The organism is Streptomyces sp. CB02400, from assembly GCF_001905725.1.
GTDB classification, from domain to species: Bacteria; Actinomycetota; Actinomycetes; order Streptomycetales; family Streptomycetaceae; genus Streptomyces; species Streptomyces atrovirens.
The window spans coordinates 292,688-309,102 of sequence record NZ_LIWB01000007.1; the positions used below are offsets into that span (position 1 = coordinate 292,688).

Here is a 16,415-nt window from a genome sequence, read left to right on the forward strand (position 1 = left end):
CACCGAGCAGGCCGCGGGATCACCGACGTCCGCCCGCGACCGCCGCGGGCAGCCGTCCCGCAGGGCGGAACGGGTGGGCACGGCCTTGCAAGCACCGGCACGCCACGATCCGGCCGCGACCACCGCGGACAGCCGTCCCGCCGTGGGCAGCCGTCCCGCAGGGCGGAACGGGTGGGCACGGCCTTGCAAGCACCGGCACGCCACGATCCGGCCGCGACCACCGCGGACAGCCGTCCCGCCGCGGGCAGCCGCCCCGCAGGGCGGAACGGGTGGGCACGGCCCGCGGCGCCGGTGCGTTTCCGGGCCGGGTCGACGGGGTGTTCCCGTCGTAGCCGGGTGTCAGGTCCGGGTCGTGAAGCGTTCCCAGACGCGGTGTGAGGCCAGCAGTTCGCGGATCTGGCCGAGGACGGCGGGGCCGGAGTCGGCGACCACGATGCCGGGGGCGTCGGTGGGGACGCCGGACGCTTCGAGGGCGGCTTCGCCGCCCGCCCACGCGCCGATCGCCTTGCCGTGCCGGAACGCCTCGGTCAGCAGCAGCCCGATCCGCGGATCGGTCGCCGTCCGCTGCGCGGCGGAGGCCGCGCCCTTGCCGTCGCGCACGCCGACCGTGTCGTCGCCCATGGCCGGCACCCCGGCCAGCAGTACGGCGTCGAACTCGACGGAACGCGCGGTGACGTAGCTGCGCTGGATCGTCAGGGCCGAGTCGCCCGAGCCGAGCGTGCCGCCGGTCGGCGCCACGACCAGCGGGACCATGCCCGCCTCGAGCACCGCGTCGCGTACCGCGTGGACGCCGTCGAGGTCGCCGTCCGGGCCGGCGACGATGCCGATGACGCGCCCGTCCACGGGCCAGGTCCGTCCGATCTGCGAGAGGGCCGGGCTCGGTTCGACGTCGGCGAGCGGCACGGTGGGCCCCGGCGCGGGCAGGCCGAGCCCCTCGGCGACACCGGCGCACAGCTCGGGGTCGATGTTGGCCAGGACCTGCAAAGTGCGTTCCCTGATGGCCTGTTCGTAGCACTTGCCCAGCTCGAAGGTGTAGGCGCCGATGATGTGCTCGCGCTCCACCGGGCTCATGCTCAGCCAGAACCGGCGGGGCTGGCTGAAGTGGTCCGCGAACGACTCCGGCGCTTCGCGCACCTTCGACGCCTCCGGGATGCGCACCGGCGCCTCGATGAACGCGTTCGTGTCCGCGCCCGCGGTGAACGGGCAGCCGCCGTCGAGGGAGTTGGGCCGGTAGGGGGCCACGCCCCGGTGCACGGCCGTCTGGTGCATGCCGTCGCGCAGCATGTCGTTGACCGGCGCCTGCGGCCGGTTGATCGGAAGCTGCGGGAAGTTGGGGCCGCCCAGGCGCGTGATCTGGGTGTCCAGGTACGAGAACAGCCGTCCCGCGAGCAGCGGGTCGTCGGTGACGTCGATACCGGGCACGAGGTGACCGACGTGGAAGGCGACCTGCTCCGTCTCGGCGAAGAAGTTGGACGGGTTCCGGTTGAGGGTCATCAGCCCGACCGGCTGCACCGGGGCGAGTTCCTCGGGCACGATGTTCGTCGGGTCCAGCAGGTCGATGCCCTCGAAGGTCTGCTCCGGGGTGTCGGGGAAGGTCTGGATGCCCAGCTCCCACTGCGGGTAGGCGCCCGCCTCGATGGCGTCGGCGAGGTCCCGCCGGTGGAAGTCCGGGTCGACGCCGTTGATCGTCTGCGCCTCGTCCCACACCAGGGAGTGCACGCCCAGCTTGGGCTTCCAGTGGAACTTCACCAGTGTCGTGGCACCCTCCGCGTCGACCAGCCGGAAGGTGTGGACGCCGAAGCCCTCCATCATCCGGTAGGAGCGCGGGATGCCTCGGTCGCCCATGAAGAAGATGGTGTGGTGGGTCGCCTCGGTGTGCAGGGAGACGAAGTCCCAGAAGGTGTCGTGCGCGCTCTGCGCCTGCGGGATCTCCCTGTCGGGATGCGGCTTCGCGGCGTGGACGACGTCGGGGAACTTGATGGCGTCCTGGATGAAGAAGACCGGGATGTTGTTGCCGACCAGGTCGAAGACACCCTCGCTGGTGTAGAACTTCGTGGCGAAGCCGCGGGTGTCGCGCACGGTGTCGGCGGACCCGCGTGAGCCGACCACGGTGGAGAACCGTACGAACACCGGCGTCTCGACGTCCGCGGCGAGGAACCCCGCCTTGGTCACGGAGGCCGCCGTGCCGTAGCTCTGGAAGACCCCGTGCGCGCCCGCGCCGCGGGCGTGGACCACGCGCTCCGGGATGCGCTCGTGGTCGAAGTGCATGACCTTCTCGCGCAGATGGTGGTCCTGGAGCAGTACGGGGCCGCGCGGTCCCGCCTTGAGCGAGTGGTCGGTGTCGTACAGCCGGGTGCCCTGCGCGTTGGTCAGATAGCTCCCGGACTGCGCCACCCTGGCCTGGTCGGCACCGGTGGGCTGGCCGGTGGGCGACACGGTGGCCGGGCCGCTCTGGTCCGGTTTCGGCGGCAGCGGCTCGCGGGGCTCGGTCGGCTCGGCCACGGACGGCGGCTGGGAGCCCGGCCGTCCGGGAATGCCGTCGGCCGGGGCCGATCCGTCGTCCTGCAGCTTCTCGGCGATCTTCTTCGCCGCCCGCTTGACGGGGTTGGCCTCGCTCATGGGGTGACACTCCTCCGCTTCAGACCGGCCACGGACGGGGTGGCCGTGCGTTCAGTTGCCGACTGCGGGCGATCCAGGAGAACAAAGCGCTCGAAAAGGGCATCGGGTGCCGCCAACGTCTCACGGCGGGCACGCCCTCGCAGCGGGCACCCGCCGTTGGGGTGAAACCCCCACACCGGAGCACCGCGCCCCGCGCCTCGGCACACCCGCACTTCCCTCTCCGCCCTCCCCCACCGGATCCGACCGCCCCGCCCGCGTACCCCCGGCCCGGCGGTCAAGGCATGCGGATTCGGCCCGGCGTGCCGCCCCGCCGACGGGCGCTCGCTCACCAATTCATGTCCGAGGGCTTGCCCGTGCAATGTCTCACCACTTAAATCAAACCCTGAACTAAGCGGTCGCGGGGCCGTGTTCAGTCCTCCGGCATGCCCGCCCGCACGCGGGCTCGCCCGCATCCCCACATCGCACCAGCAGAAGGCTGACGCATGAGACACATGAAGCACTTGAGCCGCCTGAGACGCAGAGCCCTGGGTACGGCGCTCGTCGCCACGGCGGCACTCGTCACCCTGCCCGCCGCCCAGGCTCCGGCCGCCGCGGCCGAGACCCCGTTGTCCCAGGGCAAGGCGGCCACCGCCTCCTCGACCGAGAACGCCGGCACCCCCGCGAGCGGCGCGGTGGACGGCGACACGGGCACCCGGTGGTCGTCGGCCGCGAGCGACGACCAGTGGCTGCAGGTCGACCTCGGCGCCACGGCGTCGGTCACCCGGGTCGTCCTGAACTGGGAGGCCGCCTACGGCAAGGACTACAAGATCCAGCTCTCGCAGGACGGCGGGAGCTGGTCCGACGCCAGGACCGTGACCGGGAGCGACGGCGGCACCGACGCCGTGGACGTGTCGGGGCAGGCCCGCTACGTCCGTATGCAGGGCCTGGACCGGGCCACCGCGTGGGGCTACTCGCTGTGGGAGTTCCAGGTCTTCGGCACCCCGGGCGACGGCGACCCGCCCGCCTCCTGCGGCACGGCCAACGCCGCCCGGGGCAAGCCGGCTTCCGCCTCCTCCACGGAGAACGCGGGCACCCCCGCCTCCGCCGCCTTCGACGGTGACGCCGGCACCCGCTGGTCGAGCCAGGCCTCGGACCCGCAGTGGGTGCGGGTCGACCTGGGCGCGGTGCGCGACCTGTGCGGGGTGGACCTGAACTGGGAGGCCGCCTACGCCGAGGACTTCCGGATCGAGGCCTCCGCCGACGGGCAGAACTGGACCACGCTGGAGTCCGTCACCGGCGCCACCGGAGGCCGGGCGTCCTACGAGGTGAGCGGCTCGGGCCGGTACGTACGCGTCCTCGGCACGGCCCGCGCGACCGGCTACGGCTACTCCCTGTGGGAGGTCGCCGTGCACACCACGTCGGACGACGGCGGCGGCGGTCCGATCGAGGGCGGCGGCGACCTGGGTCCGAACGTCATCGTCGTGGACCCGTCCACGCCGGACCTCCAGCAGAAGTTCGACCAGGTCTTCGCCCAGCAGGAGACGAGCCAGTTCGGCAGCGGGCGCTACCAGTTCCTGCTGAAGCCGGGCACGTACAACAACATCAACGCCCAACTCGGCTTCTACACCTCGGTCTCCGGGCTCGGTCTCAACCCCGACGACGTCCAGATCAACGGCGACATCACCGTGGACGCCGGCTGGTTCAACGGCAACGCCACGCAGAACTTCTGGCGTTCGGCGGAGAACCTCGCCATCAACCCCGTCAGCGGCACCAACCGGTGGGCGGTCGCCCAGGCGGCTCCGTTCCGCCGGATCCACGTCAAGGGCGGTCTCAACCTCGCCCCGAACGGCTACGGCTGGGCCTCCGGCGGCTACATCGCCGACTCGAAGATCGACGGCACCGTCGGCCCGTACTCCCAGCAGCAGTGGTACACCCGGGACAGCTCGGTGGGCGGCTGGACCAACGGCGTGTGGAACATGACGTTCACCGGCGTCCAGGGCGCTCCGGCGAGCAACTTCGAGACCGGCCCGTACACCACGTTCGACACCACGCCGATCTCGCGCGAGAAGCCGTTCCTCTACCTGGACGGCAACGAGTACAAGGTGTTCGTGCCCGCCAAGCGCACCGACGCGCGCGGTGTCTCCTGGCCGGCCAACGCCGGCGGTACGTCCCTTCCGCTCGACCGGTTCTACGTGGTCAAGCCCGGTGCCACGGCAGCGACCGTCAACGCCGCGCTCGACCAGGGCCTCAACCTGCTGTTCACGCCCGGCGTCTACCACATCGATCAGACCATCGAGGTCGACCGTGCCGACACGGTCGTACTCGGTCTCGGTCTGGCGACGATCATCCCGGACGGCGGGGTCGACGCCATGCACGTGGCGGACGTCGACGGCGTCCGGCTGGCCGGCTTCCTGATCGACGCGGGCCCGGTCAACTCCGGCACACTGCTGCGGATCGGCGAGGAGGGCTCTTCCGCGGACCACTCCGCCAACCCGACCACCATGCAGGACGTGTTCATCCGCATCGGCGGCGCGGGTCCGGGCCGGGCCACCGACTCCGTCGTGGTCAACAGCGACGACGTGCTCATCGACCACACCTGGATCTGGCGCGCCGACCACGGCGAGGGCGTCGGCTGGGAGACCAACCGCGCCGACTACGGACTGCGCGTCAACGGCGACGACGTCCTCACCACGGGCCTGTTCGTCGAGCACTTCAACAAGTACGACGTGGTCTGGAGCGGTGAACGCGGCCGCACGATCTTCTTCCAGAACGAGAAGGCGTACGACGCCCCGAACGAGGCCGCCATCACCCATGACGGCATCGTCGGATACGCGGCCTACAAGGTCGCCGACTCGGTGAACGAGCACGAGGCCTGGGCGCTCGGCAGCTACTGCAACTACACGTCCGACGACACCATCGTGCAGCACCACGGATTCCAGGTGCCGGTGAAGCCCGGCATCAGGATGCGGCACCTGCAGGTGATCTCGCTCGGCGGCAAGGGGCAGTACCGCCACGTCATCAACGACACGGGCGCCCCGACATCGGGGACGGACACCATCCCGTCCAAGGTCGTCCAGTTCCCCTGAGCGTGACAGTGCCCCGCGCCGGATTCAGAAAAGCCGCCCCTGCCCGTCGGGGGCGGTCCGGCGCGGGGTACGGCGCGGGCCGGAGCCCCGTACCGGGGTCTCCTCCCCGAACAGCGGCGCCGTGCCGTACTCGTCCGGCTCGGCCGGCACCACGACGGGGCCGGTTCCCACATTGAGGCACAGCGGGGCGTCGAGGTCGAAGTCCCCGGGCGTCATGTCCGTCCAGTCGCGTTCCCGACGCTCACTCACCGACGCTCCGCTCCCCGTTCATCCGGCCAGGTTATCGGTCGTCCGGCACCCCGAGAACGGCGCGCTGCCCGGTGTCACCCGACGGTGAGACGCAGGTCACACTCCCGTTCCGGTCACACACGGGGGAGCCCGTCCGTCAGTGCTGTGTCACCACGAAAAACGACCGGGGAGATCATCATGGAAGCGCGCCTCGACTTCTTCACCAACCCCCTCGCGGCCAAGGTGCTGAAGCACATCAACTCGGCGGGCAAGGCGGTGGCGGACTCCGGGCTGCCGGGCGCCACCCAGGAGCTGGTGAAGATCCGTGCCAGCCAGATCAACGGCTGCGGCTTCTGCACCGACATGCACACCAAGGACGCCGCCGCGGCCGGGGAGACCTCGGTCCGCCTCAACCTGGTCGCCGCCTGGCGGGAGGCCACGGTCTTCACCGAGGCGGAGCGCGCCGCGCTGGAACTGACGGAGCAGGGCACCCGGCTCGCCGACGCGGCCGGTGGCGTCAGCGACGAGGCCTGGGCGAACGCCGCCAAGCACTACGACGAGGAGCAGCTCGTCGCGCTGATCTCACTGATCGCCGTGATCAACGCCTACAACCGCGTCAACGTCATCAACCGGCAGCCCGCCGGCGACTACCGGCCCGGCCAGTTCGGCTGACCCACCTCGCCCGCCCCGGCCCACGAGGGGCCGGGGCGGGCGTCCGGTCAGGCCCCCGCGCGCTTCGGCAGCCGCCAGCCGGGCCGCGGGAAGTGGCAGGTGTAGCCGTCCGGGTAGCGCTGGAGGTAGTCCTGGTGCTCCGGCTCGGCCTCCCAGAACGGGCCGGCCGGCACGACCTCGGTCACCACGGCGCCCGGCCACAGCCCCGAGGCGTTCACATCGGCGATCGTCTCCTCGGCGACGCGCTTCTGCTCGTCGTCGACGTAGAAGATGGCGGAGCGGTAGCTCGTCCCGATGTCGTTGCCCTGCCGGTTCTTCGTGCTCGGGTCGTGGATCTGGAAGAAGTACTCCAGGATCGTGCGGTAGTCGGTGACGGCGGGGTCGTAGGTGATCTCGATCGACTCGGCGTGGGTGCCGTGGTCGCGGTACGTCGCGTTCGGCACGTCACCACCGCTGTAGCCCACCCGAGTGGTCAGCACACCCGGGAACGTGCGGATCAGCTCCTGCATGCCCCAGAAGCAGCCGCCCGCGAGCAGCGCCCTCTCCTCGTTCGTCGTCATCTTCGTCTCGCCCTTCTCCCACATGTCCTGCGGCGTTCATCAGTGAGAACCGCACCGGCGACCCCATTGTTCCGGCTGTGCCGGCACCGCCGGACAGCGGGCCGGACGGCGGCGCACCGACGCGTTCGCGCCCGCCCGCGCGGCGGTGCTAGAAAAGGGACATGGCCGGTTTCCTGGGCCGCCTCCGCCCGGTGGTGACCGCGCGTCCCGTCGCCCACCAGGTGTTCGCCCTGCAAGTGGTGATCGTGCTCGTCCTCGTCCTCGCCGCGGCGGCGGCCCTGGTGCTCCAGGCGCGCGCCGACACCGAGCGGGAGGCCCGCAACAGGGCTCTCGCAGTGGCGCGGACCTTCGCCCAGGCGCCGGGCGTGCGCATGGCGCTGGCCGCCGAGGATCCCAGCGTGGTGCTGCAGCCCCGGGCCGAGGCGGCGCGCAAGGCGTCCGAGGTGGACTTCATCGTCGTGATGACCACGGAGGGCGTCCGCTACACCCACCCCGATCCGGCCCAGATCGGCCGGCACTACATCGGCAGCATCGGGCCCGCCGCCCAGGGCGGCACCGTCCGGGAGACCGTCACGGGCACGCTCGGACCGTCCACGCGGGCCGTGGTGCCGGTCACCGACCCGGACGGCACCGTGGTCGGGCTGGTCTCCGCCGGCATCACGCTCGAACGCGTGAGTGAGACCGCGAACCACCAGGTGCCGCTCCTGCTCGGCGCGACGGGCGCCGCCCTCGGTCTGTCCGTGCTGGGGACGGGCCTGGTCAGCAGACGGCTGCGGCAGCAGACCCACGGGCTGGAACCGGCCGAGATGACACGGATGTACGAGCATCACGACGCCGTGCTGCACGCGGTGCGCGAGGGTGTGCTGATCGTCGACGGTCACGCCCGGCTGGTCCTGGCCAACGACGAGGCGCGCAGGCTGCTCGACCTCCCCCCGGACGCGGAGGGACGTACGGCGGCCGCGGCCGGCGTCGATCCCGAGCTGGCCCGGCTGCTCTCCGAGGGCCGCAGGGCCACCGACGAGGTGTATGTCGCGCGGGGCCGGCTGCTGGCCGTGAGCCAGCGTCCGACCGACCGGAACGGCGGGCCCTCCGGCGCCGTCGCGACCCTGCGGGACACCACTGAGCTGCAGGCGCTCGAGGGCCGGGCCGATGTGGCGCGGCAGCGGCTGAGGCTGCTCTACGACGCCGGGCTGCGCATCGGCAGCCGTCTCGATGTCGTGCACACCTCGCGGGAGCTGGCGGACTTCGCGGTGCCGCGGTTCGCCGACTTCGCCGCCGTCGAGCTGGCGGAGCCCGTGCTGCGGGGCGAGGAGCCCTCGGAGGGTGACACGGGGCTGCGCCGGGTCGCGTTCCGGGGCGTCCGGGACGACGTCCCGTTCCTTCCGGTCGGTGAGCTGATCCCGTTCACGCCCGCCACGCCCCAGGGCGCCGGTTTCCGCTCGGGCCGGCCGGTCCTGGAGGCCGACATGACGAGCTTCTCCGGCTGGCAGGAGCCGGACCCCGAGCGGGCCCGGAAGGTCGTCGAGGCCGGCATCCACTCGATGATCGCGGTGCCGCTGCGCGCCCGCGGTGTCGTCCTGGGCGTGGTCACGTTCTGGCGCTCGCGCAAACCCGAGCCGTTCGAGGACGACGACGTGGCGCTGGGCGAGGAGCTGGTGGCCCGCGCCGCGGTCAGCATCGACAACGCCCGCCGCTACACCCGTGAGCACACCATGGCGGCCACGCTGCAGCGCAGTCTGCTGCCCCGCGCGCTGCCGGAGCAGAACGCGCTCGACGTCGCCCACCGCTACCGGCCCGCGCAGGCGGGGCGCGGCGGGGTCGGCGGCGACTGGTTCGACGTCATCCCGCTGCCCGGCGCCCGGGTGGCGCTCGTGGTGGGTGACGTGGTCGGCCACGGGCTGCACGCCGCCGCGACCATGGGGCGGCTGCGCACGGCGGTGCACAACTTCTCCACCCTGGACCTGCCCCCGGACGAGCTGCTGTGGCACATGGACGAGCTGGTCACCAGGATCGACCAGGACGAGAGCGAGGAGGGCGAGGCCGCGCCGGTCACCGGGGCCACCTGCCTGTACGTCATCTACGATCCGTCGACCCGCTGGTGCACCCTGGCCCGCGCCGGGCATCTCCAGCCCGTCGTGGTGGACCCGGACGGACGGGCCGGCTTCGTCGACGTGCCCGCGGGTCCGCCCCTCGGTCTGGGCGGGCTCCCCTTCGAGACCGCCGCGCTGCGGCTCGCGCCCGGCAGCAGCCTGGCGCTGTACACCGACGGGCTGGTGGAGGACCGCCACCGTGACATCGACGAGGGGCTGGAACTCCTGCGGCGGTCCCTGGAGGGCGCCGGTGCCCCGGAGGAGACGTGCGACACGGTGCTGCGGGCGCTGCTGCCCGAGCGGCCCCGTGACGACGTCGCGCTGCTGGTCGCCCGCACGCGCACGCTGGACGGCGCCCACACCGCCGCCTGGGACGTCCCCTCCGATCCGTCCGCCGTGGGCGGGGTGCGCTCGGCGGTCACGCGGACGATGGCCGGGTGGGGTCTGGAGGAGGAGTCCTTCGTCACGGAGCTGATCATCAGCGAACTGGTCACCAACGCCGTCCGCCACGCCTCGCCGCCCATCCGGGTACGGCTCATCCGCGACCGCGCCCTGATCTGCGAGGTGTCCGACGGCAGCAGCACCTCCCCGCACCTGCGCCGGGCGACCACCACGGACGAGGGCGGACGCGGGCTGTTCCTCGTCGCCGGGTTCGCCGAACGCTGGGGCACGCGGTACACGGCGGACGGCAAGGTCATCTGGACGGAACAGCCGCTGCCGGCCGGGGACGGCGGGTGAGCCCCCGCGGGCCTGTCCGGCGGTTCAGGCGAGGAGCGAGATGCGGGCCGTGATGCTCTTGCCGGCCGGCTCCTGCCGTACGTCCAGGGCCTGGGCGACGGCCATCACGATCTCCAGTCCGTGCTGGCCCACCCGGTCGGGGTCCGCGTCCCGGGCCACCGGTGGCGCGGGGTTGCCGTCCCGGACGATCACCTCGACGGCGTCGCCGGCGACCCGCAGGTCGAGGCCGACGGGGCCCGGAGCGTACTTGCGGGCGTTGGTGACCAGCTCGCTGACCACGAGCTGGGTGACCTCCACCGCGCGGGTCGACACCGGCAGGCCGTCCTCCGCCCGCGCCCGGGTCAGGAACGCGGCGGCGAGATGGCGTGCCTGGGCTATCCAGGCGCCGTCGTCGTCCAGGACGTACGAAGCCCGCAGCCGCGGTGCGCCTGGCACCGTGTCCCCCTCGTCGACTGGAACTGGTTCCATCCGGTCCGCCTTCACTCACCGATCACACCGCGCGACTACCCGCATCGCTCCCCCGCACGCCACTGAAGTGTGACAGGTACCTCCGACATCGGGTCGCCGTGGTCGGCGGGCGGCCCGCCTTACGGCGGTGACCCGCGGGTTCTGCCTGGTCAGCGCGGTGGGCGGGTCCGGTGGTGAGGTGACGGGCACCCCCGGGCGGGGTGCCCGTCACCTCCGTGTCAGTGCGCCGCCGGCTCCCGCGCGGGGCGGGAGACGCCCACGGCGGCCAGTGCCGCGCCCGCCAGGCACAGCAGGCCGGTGACGACGACGGCCGTGTGGACGCCGTTGAGGAAGGCCTGGCCGCTGCCCTGCGCGACGGCCGCCCGCAGGCCGGCCGGCATGTCGGCGGAGACGGGGGCGACGCCCATGGCGACCGCGTCCTTGGCCTCGTGCAGCCGCTGCGCCAGGGCCGGGGGCACGCCCGCCGCGGTCAGTTCCCCGGTGAGTGTCACGCCGACCCTGCCGCTGATCAGGGAGACCAGGACGGACGTACCGAGCGCGCCGCCGATCTGCAGGGTGGTGGCCTGCAGTCCGCCGGCCACGCCGCCGTCGCTGACCGGGGCGCTGCCGACGATGGCCTCGGAGGACGCGGCCATCACCATGCCGACGCCGAGGCCGAGCGCGACGAACGGCGGCCACATCGTGGCGTACGACGAGTCGGTCTGCCAGGTCAGCATGCCGAAGCAGGCGGCGGCCTGGAGCAGCATGCCGAGCGGCATGGTGAACCGGGCGCCGAAACGCTGGGTCAGGGCCGCGCCGAGCGGGGAGGCGACCAGGGAGGCCAGGCTGAGCGGCAGGGTGTGGACGCCTGCCTCGACGGGGGTGAGGCCGCGTACGTTCTGCAGGTACAGCATCACGAAGAAGATCACGCCGAGCATGACGAAGAAGTTGAGCGCGGTGATGACCGCGCCCACCGTCAGCGTCCGGCTGCGGAACAGGCGCATCGGCAGCAGCGGGTGCTCGACGCGGGTCTCGTACCGGCCGAAGACGGCCAGGAGCAGCACACCGGCGGCGACGGCGCCCAGGGTGCCCGCCGAGGTCCAGCCCCAGGTCTCGCCCTTGACCACGCCGAAGACCACGCACAGCAGTCCCAGGGCGAGCAGGACGACACCGGGGATGTCGAAGCGGTGGCGGCCGGTGCTGTTGCGGCTCTGCGGGAGCACGCAGGCGCTGAAGAGCAGCGCGGCGACGCCGATGGGCGCGTTGATGTAGAACACGGACTCCCAGCTGACGTGTTCGACGAGCAGGCCGCCGACGATGGGGCCGAGGGCCGTCGACACGGCCGAGACCATGGCCCAGATGCCCACCGCCATGCCGAACCTGCGCGGCGGGAACACCGCCCGCAGCAGACCGAGGGTGTTGGGCATGAGGAGGCCGCCGAAGACGCCCTGGAGCGCGCGGAAGACGACGACGCCCTCGATGGATCCGGACAGGCCGATGGCGACCGAGGCGAGGGTGAATCCGACGACGCCGACGAGGTAGTACGTGCGCCGTCCGAAGCGGTCGCCGAGCTTGCCGCCGAGGATGAGGGTGGCCGCGAGGGCGAGCAGGTAGGCGTTGGTCACCCATTGCAACTGGGCGGTGGTCGCGTGGAGTTCGCTGCCGATGACCGGGTTGGCGATGGCGACGACGGATCCGTCGAGCTGCACCATGAACAGGCCGAACGCGACGGCGCACAGGGTGAGCCAGGGGTTGGACCGCAGCCGGCCGGCGGGCGCCGGGGCGGTCGCGGGCAGGGGGGAGCGATCCACGGATGTGGACGAGGGCATGGGTGAGCCTTCTCTTGATGGGGTGGAACAAGTGGAACGAAGGGACGGCGGGCGGCGCCTGGAGCGCGCGGCTCGTCAGTGGGCGGCGGGGTGCAGCCTGCCCGTCAGGGCGGTGAGCGCCCCGACGGCGGAACCGAGGGCGCCGAGTTCGCCGTCGGTGAGGGACATCAGGGCCTGCCTGATGTGGGCGGTCTCCAGCTCGCGCACCTCGGCCAGCCGCCGGCGGGCGGTGTCGGTCGGGTACAGATGGGCGACCCGCTTGTCTGCGCTGTCCTGCCGGCGCTCCAGCAGTCCCGCCTCGGTCATCTGGGAGACCAGGGTGCTGACGTTGTTGGGCTTCATCAGCAGCGCCTGCGCGGCCTCGCGCACGGTGGCGCCCTCGCTCTGTGCGACGAACCGCAGCAGTGCGAGCTGCCCCTCGGGGGGCTTGGGATGGGGGTAGGAGGCCGCGATGTGCCGGTCCAGGGCCCGGTGCAGCGCGGGCAGACACGCCGCGAGGCCGGAGGCCGTGCGGTCGATGTCCCGGCCGGGGACGCTGGAGGAGTCGGTCACCCGACGATGGTAGATATGAACTTATAGGTATGTCAAAAGAGGTAACTCAGCCGGCCGGGGTGCCGTCGGTCCTGGTCTCCAGTGCGCGCAGGACGGCCACCATGTCCTCGCCGCCGTGACCGCCGGCCACGGTCTCGTCGAAGAGGGCGTGGCAGACGTCGAGGAGCGGGGAGGCCAGGCCGGCCCTGCGAGCGGCCTGAGCGATCAGGCGGTTGTTCTTCAGTACGTCCGTGGCGGCGGCCTGGACCGCGAAGTCACGGGCGAGCAGCTTGGGCGCCTTCATCCGGGAGACGGCGCTGGCCATCGGGCCGGCGTCCAGGACCTCGAGGAAGCGGCGGCGGTCGAGCCCGTGCCGGTCGGCGAAGTGGAACGCCTCGGTCAGTCCGGTGACCTGGGTGATCAGGAACAGGTTCACCGAGAGCTTCATCAACAGCGCGCCCGGCACCGCACCGCAGTCGAACGCCTCGCGGCACATCGGGGCGAGCAGGGGCCGTACGGCCGCCGCGGCGGAGGGGTCGCCCGCCAGCATCGCGACCAGTTGCCCCTGTTCCGCCGGGACCCGGGAGCCGGAGACCGGGGCCTCGACGTAGGCGCCGCCCGCCTCACGGACGGCGTCCTCCAGGGCGGCCGAGTACTCCGGCGAGGTCGTGCCCATGTAGACGACGGCGCGTCCGGCGACACGGGCGGCGAAGTCCGGGGTGCCGCGCCCCAGCACCGTGTCGACGGCCGTCTCGTCGGCCAGCATGAGGAGCACGGTGCCGGCCCGCTCGAACACCTCCTCGGCGCTCCCGGCGACCTCGGCTCCGGCATCGCGCAGAGGGGCGCACCGGGCGGGGGTGCGGTTCCAGACGACGAGGGGTGTTCCGGCACGGGCGAGGTTGAGCGCCATGGGCCGGCCCATGACTCCGAGTCCGATGAAACCCACGCGCACGACGCACCGCCGTTTCCGGGCCGCGCTCACGCGGCACCTGTTCCATGACCGCTGTCATAGTAGCCGCCGCCATGACAGCCGTCATAGGGTGAAGGGAGGGAAATCGCGGGAGGTCGGGGATGGCGGTGTCCGAACGGGGACCACGGGAACGGATGGTCTTCAGCGCGGCCCAGCTCATCCGGCGCGACGGGGTCGCCTCGACGGGGATGCGCGAGGTGGCCGCGCACGCGGAGGCGCCGCGCGGATCGCTCCAGCACTACTTCCCGGGCGGCAAGGAGCAGCTCGTCAACGAGGCGGTGGGGTGGGCGGGCCGGTACGCGGCCGGGCGCGTCGCCCGGTTCCTCGCCGCGCTGCCCGAGCCGACGCCCGGCGGGCTGTTCGCGCAGATGGTCCGGCAGTGGACCGACGAGTACGAGAGCAAGGGCTTCGGCGGCGGCTGTCCGGTCGCCGCCGCCACGGTGGATCGCGCCGAGTCCGCTGCGTCGACCCGTGAGGCCGTGTCGGCCGCCTTCGCCGAGTGGACCGGTGCGGTGGCCCTGGCCCTGTCGGACATGGGCGTCCCCGCCGAACGCGCCCGGCCCCTCGCCACCCTGATGATCAGCTCCCTGGAGGGGGCGATCCTCATGGCCCGCGCGGAGCGGGACGTCCGCCCCCTGACGACGGTGTCCCGCGAACTCGGCCCCCTCCTGGACTCGGCGGCGAACGCGACCGGCTGACGCCCTCTTTTACTAAAATGATCGCGCCAGTATCCGGTGATCCGTGGATCAGTGAGGTAATCACGCATCATGCCGACCGAAACGTTTGAGTTCCAGGTAGAGGCCCGTCAGCTGCTCCAGCTGATGATCCACTCGGTCTACTCGAACAAGGACGTCTTCCTCCGTGAACTCGTCTCCAACGCCTCCGACGCGCTCGACAAGCTGCGTCTGGCCAAGCTGCGGGACGACTCCCTCGACGCCGACCTCTCCGACCTGCACATCGAGCTCGAGATCGACAAGGACGCCCGCACCCTCACCGTGCGGGACAACGGCGTCGGCATGTCGTACGACGAGGTCGGGCAGCTCATCGGCACGATCGCCAACTCGGGCACCGCTCAGCTCCTGCGGGAGCTGCGGGAGGCGCAGGACGGGACCGGGACGGAGGGGCTGATCGGCCAGTTCGGCGTCGGCTTCTACTCGGGCTTCATGGTCGCGGACGAGGTCACCCTGCTCACCCGGCGCGCGGGCGAGGGGCAGGGCACCCGGTGGACGTCGCGCGGCGAGGGCACGTACACCCTGGAGCGGGTCGACGACGCGCCGCAGGGCACCTCGGTCACGCTGCACCTCAAGCCGGCCGACCCCGACAACCAGCTGCACGACTACACCTCGGTGTGGAAGATCAAGGAGATCGTCAAGCGCTACTCGGACTTCATCACCTGGCCGATCAGGCTCGTCGGGGAGACGGGCGGGGACGGCGAGGCGGCCGGACCCGAGACGCTGAACTCGATGAAGGCGCTGTGGGCGCGCTCTCGCGAGGAGGTGTCCGAGGAGGAGTACCACGAGCTGTACAAGCACATCGGCCACGACTGGCGCGAACCGCTTCAGACCATCCAGCTGCAGGCCGAGGGCACCTTCGAGTACCAGGCCCTGCTGTTCGTCCCGTCGCACGCCCCGCACGACCTGTTCACCCAGAACTTCAGGCACGGGCTGCAGCTGTACGTGAAGCGCGTCTTCATCATGGACGACTGCGAGGCGCTGCTGCCGCCGTACCTGCGGTTCGTCAAGGGCGTGGTCGACGCACAGGACCTCTCGCTGAACGTGTCCCGCGAGATCCTCCAGCAGGACCGGCACATCCGGATGATGCAGCGCCGGCTCACCAAGAAGGTGCTGGCGTCGGTCAAGAGCATGATGACCGGTGACGCCGAGCGGTACGCCACGTTCTGGCGGGAGTTCGGCGCGGTGCTGAAGGAGGGCCTGGTCACCGACCCCGACAACCGTGACGCCCTCCTCGCGGTGACCTCGTTCGCGACCACGCGCGGGGACGACGGCACGGCCACACTGAAGCAGTACGTGGAGCGGATGCCGGACGGGCAGGACGACATCTGGTTCATCACCGGCGAGTCGCGGGAGAGCATCGACAACTCCCCGCACATGGAGGCGTTCCGGGAGCGCGGCATCGAGGTGCTGCTGCTCACCGATCCCGTCGACGAGATGTGGGTCGACGCCGTGGGCGAGTACGAGGGCAAGCGGCTGCGGTCGATCGCCAAGGGCGAGGTCGACCTCGGCGCGCGGGAGGACGACAGGAGCGAGGACGAACGGCAGCAGCAGGCCGAGGAGTACGCGGGTCTGCTCGACTGGATGCGGGAGCGGCTGGACGAGGACGTCAAGGAGGTGCGGCTGTCCACGCGGCTGACGGTGTCCCCGGCCTGTCTCGTCGCCGACGCGAACGATCTCACGCCGGCGCTGGAGAACATGTACCGGGCCATGGGCCAGGAGGTGCCGCGCACCAAGCGCATCCTCGAACTCAACCCGGACCACGCGCTGGTGAAGGGCCTCAACGAGGCGTACGGGGAGCGCGAGGACCGCTCGGACCTCACCGACACCGCCGAACTCCTCCACTCCCTGGCCGTGTTGGCGGAGGGCGGCCGGCCGAAGGACCCGGCGCGCTTCGTGCGGCTGATGGCGGACCGGCTGGAGCGCACCCTGTGA

At 71.8% G+C, this 16,415-nt stretch carries 12 protein-coding genes; 5 read left to right on the forward strand and 7 right to left on the reverse strand.

Annotated elements, in window-relative coordinates:
- Nucleotides 1-339: 339 nt before the first annotated feature.
- The gene (locus AMK33_RS19420; RefSeq protein ID WP_073934096.1) at nucleotides 340-2,619 is read right to left on the reverse strand and encodes a catalase; all 2,280 of its coding nucleotides are present in this window, start codon (nucleotides 2,617-2,619) and stop codon (nucleotides 340-342) included.
- Between the two features lie 509 nt (nucleotides 2,620-3,128).
- Between AMK33_RS19420 and AMK33_RS19425 the strand changes: the two genes are divergently transcribed.
- A complete protein-coding gene (locus tag AMK33_RS19425) occupies nucleotides 3,129-5,684 on the forward strand; it encodes a discoidin domain-containing protein (protein WP_073934204.1) in 2,556 nt (851 codons plus the stop codon).
- A gap of 24 nt (nucleotides 5,685-5,708) precedes the next feature.
- Here AMK33_RS19425 and AMK33_RS19430 read toward each other — a convergent pair whose 3' ends face one another.
- Entirely contained in the window at nucleotides 5,709-5,933 is a 225-nt protein-coding gene (locus tag AMK33_RS19430; RefSeq protein ID WP_073934097.1) for a hypothetical protein, read from the reverse strand.
- A gap of 177 nt (nucleotides 5,934-6,110) precedes the next feature.
- On the opposite strand from AMK33_RS19430, the gene AMK33_RS19435 reads away from it, so the two are divergent.
- Nucleotides 6,111-6,584, forward strand: coding sequence for a carboxymuconolactone decarboxylase family protein (locus AMK33_RS19435; protein WP_073934098.1), 474 nt, complete (start codon nucleotides 6,111-6,113; stop codon nucleotides 6,582-6,584).
- Nucleotides 6,585-6,631: 47 nt separating this feature from the next.
- Here AMK33_RS19435 and msrA read toward each other — a convergent pair whose 3' ends face one another.
- Entirely contained in the window at nucleotides 6,632-7,144 is a 513-nt protein-coding gene (msrA, locus tag AMK33_RS19440; protein WP_073934206.1) for a peptide-methionine (S)-S-oxide reductase MsrA, read from the reverse strand.
- 161 nt (nucleotides 7,145-7,305) lie between these two features.
- Between msrA and AMK33_RS19445 the strand changes: the two genes are divergently transcribed.
- Nucleotides 7,306-9,972, forward strand: coding sequence for a SpoIIE family protein phosphatase/ATP-binding protein (locus tag AMK33_RS19445; protein ID WP_073934099.1), 2,667 nt, complete (start codon nucleotides 7,306-7,308; stop codon nucleotides 9,970-9,972).
- 24 nt (nucleotides 9,973-9,996) lie between these two features.
- Here the strand turns inward: AMK33_RS19445 and AMK33_RS19450 are convergent, their stop codons facing one another.
- The 4 genes from AMK33_RS19450 to AMK33_RS19465 all read right to left on the reverse strand — a co-directional run bounded on the left by AMK33_RS19450 (nucleotide 9,997) and on the right by AMK33_RS19465 (nucleotide 13,731).
- Nucleotides 9,997-10,440, reverse strand: a complete 444-nt coding sequence (locus AMK33_RS19450) for an ATP-binding protein (protein ID WP_073934207.1) — start codon at nucleotides 10,438-10,440, stop codon at nucleotides 9,997-9,999.
- A 218-nt stretch (nucleotides 10,441-10,658) separates the two neighbouring features.
- Nucleotides 10,659-12,248 carry an MFS transporter gene (locus AMK33_RS19455; protein WP_073934100.1) on the reverse strand — a complete coding sequence of 530 codons (1,590 nt, stop codon included), beginning with the start codon at nucleotides 12,246-12,248 and terminating at the stop codon, nucleotides 10,659-10,661.
- A 75-nt stretch (nucleotides 12,249-12,323) separates the two neighbouring features.
- Nucleotides 12,324-12,800: a MarR family winged helix-turn-helix transcriptional regulator gene (locus tag AMK33_RS19460; protein ID WP_073934101.1), complete on the reverse strand. Its 477-nt coding sequence runs from the start codon at nucleotides 12,798-12,800 to the stop codon at nucleotides 12,324-12,326.
- Nucleotides 12,801-12,846: 46 nt separating this feature from the next.
- Nucleotides 12,847-13,731, reverse strand: a complete 885-nt coding sequence (locus AMK33_RS19465) for an NAD(P)-dependent oxidoreductase (RefSeq protein WP_073934208.1) — start codon at nucleotides 13,729-13,731, stop codon at nucleotides 12,847-12,849.
- Between the two features lie 119 nt (nucleotides 13,732-13,850).
- On the opposite strand from AMK33_RS19465, the gene AMK33_RS19470 reads away from it, so the two are divergent.
- Together AMK33_RS19470 and htpG are read left to right on the forward strand one after the other, a co-directional pair.
- The gene (locus tag AMK33_RS19470) at nucleotides 13,851-14,447 is read left to right on the forward strand and encodes a TetR/AcrR family transcriptional regulator (RefSeq protein WP_073934102.1); all 597 of its coding nucleotides are present in this window, start codon (nucleotides 13,851-13,853) and stop codon (nucleotides 14,445-14,447) included.
- A gap of 69 nt (nucleotides 14,448-14,516) precedes the next feature.
- Nucleotides 14,517-16,415 (forward strand): molecular chaperone HtpG, encoded by a 1,899-nt coding sequence (htpG, locus tag AMK33_RS19475; RefSeq protein WP_073934103.1) that lies wholly within the window; start codon nucleotides 14,517-14,519, stop codon nucleotides 16,413-16,415.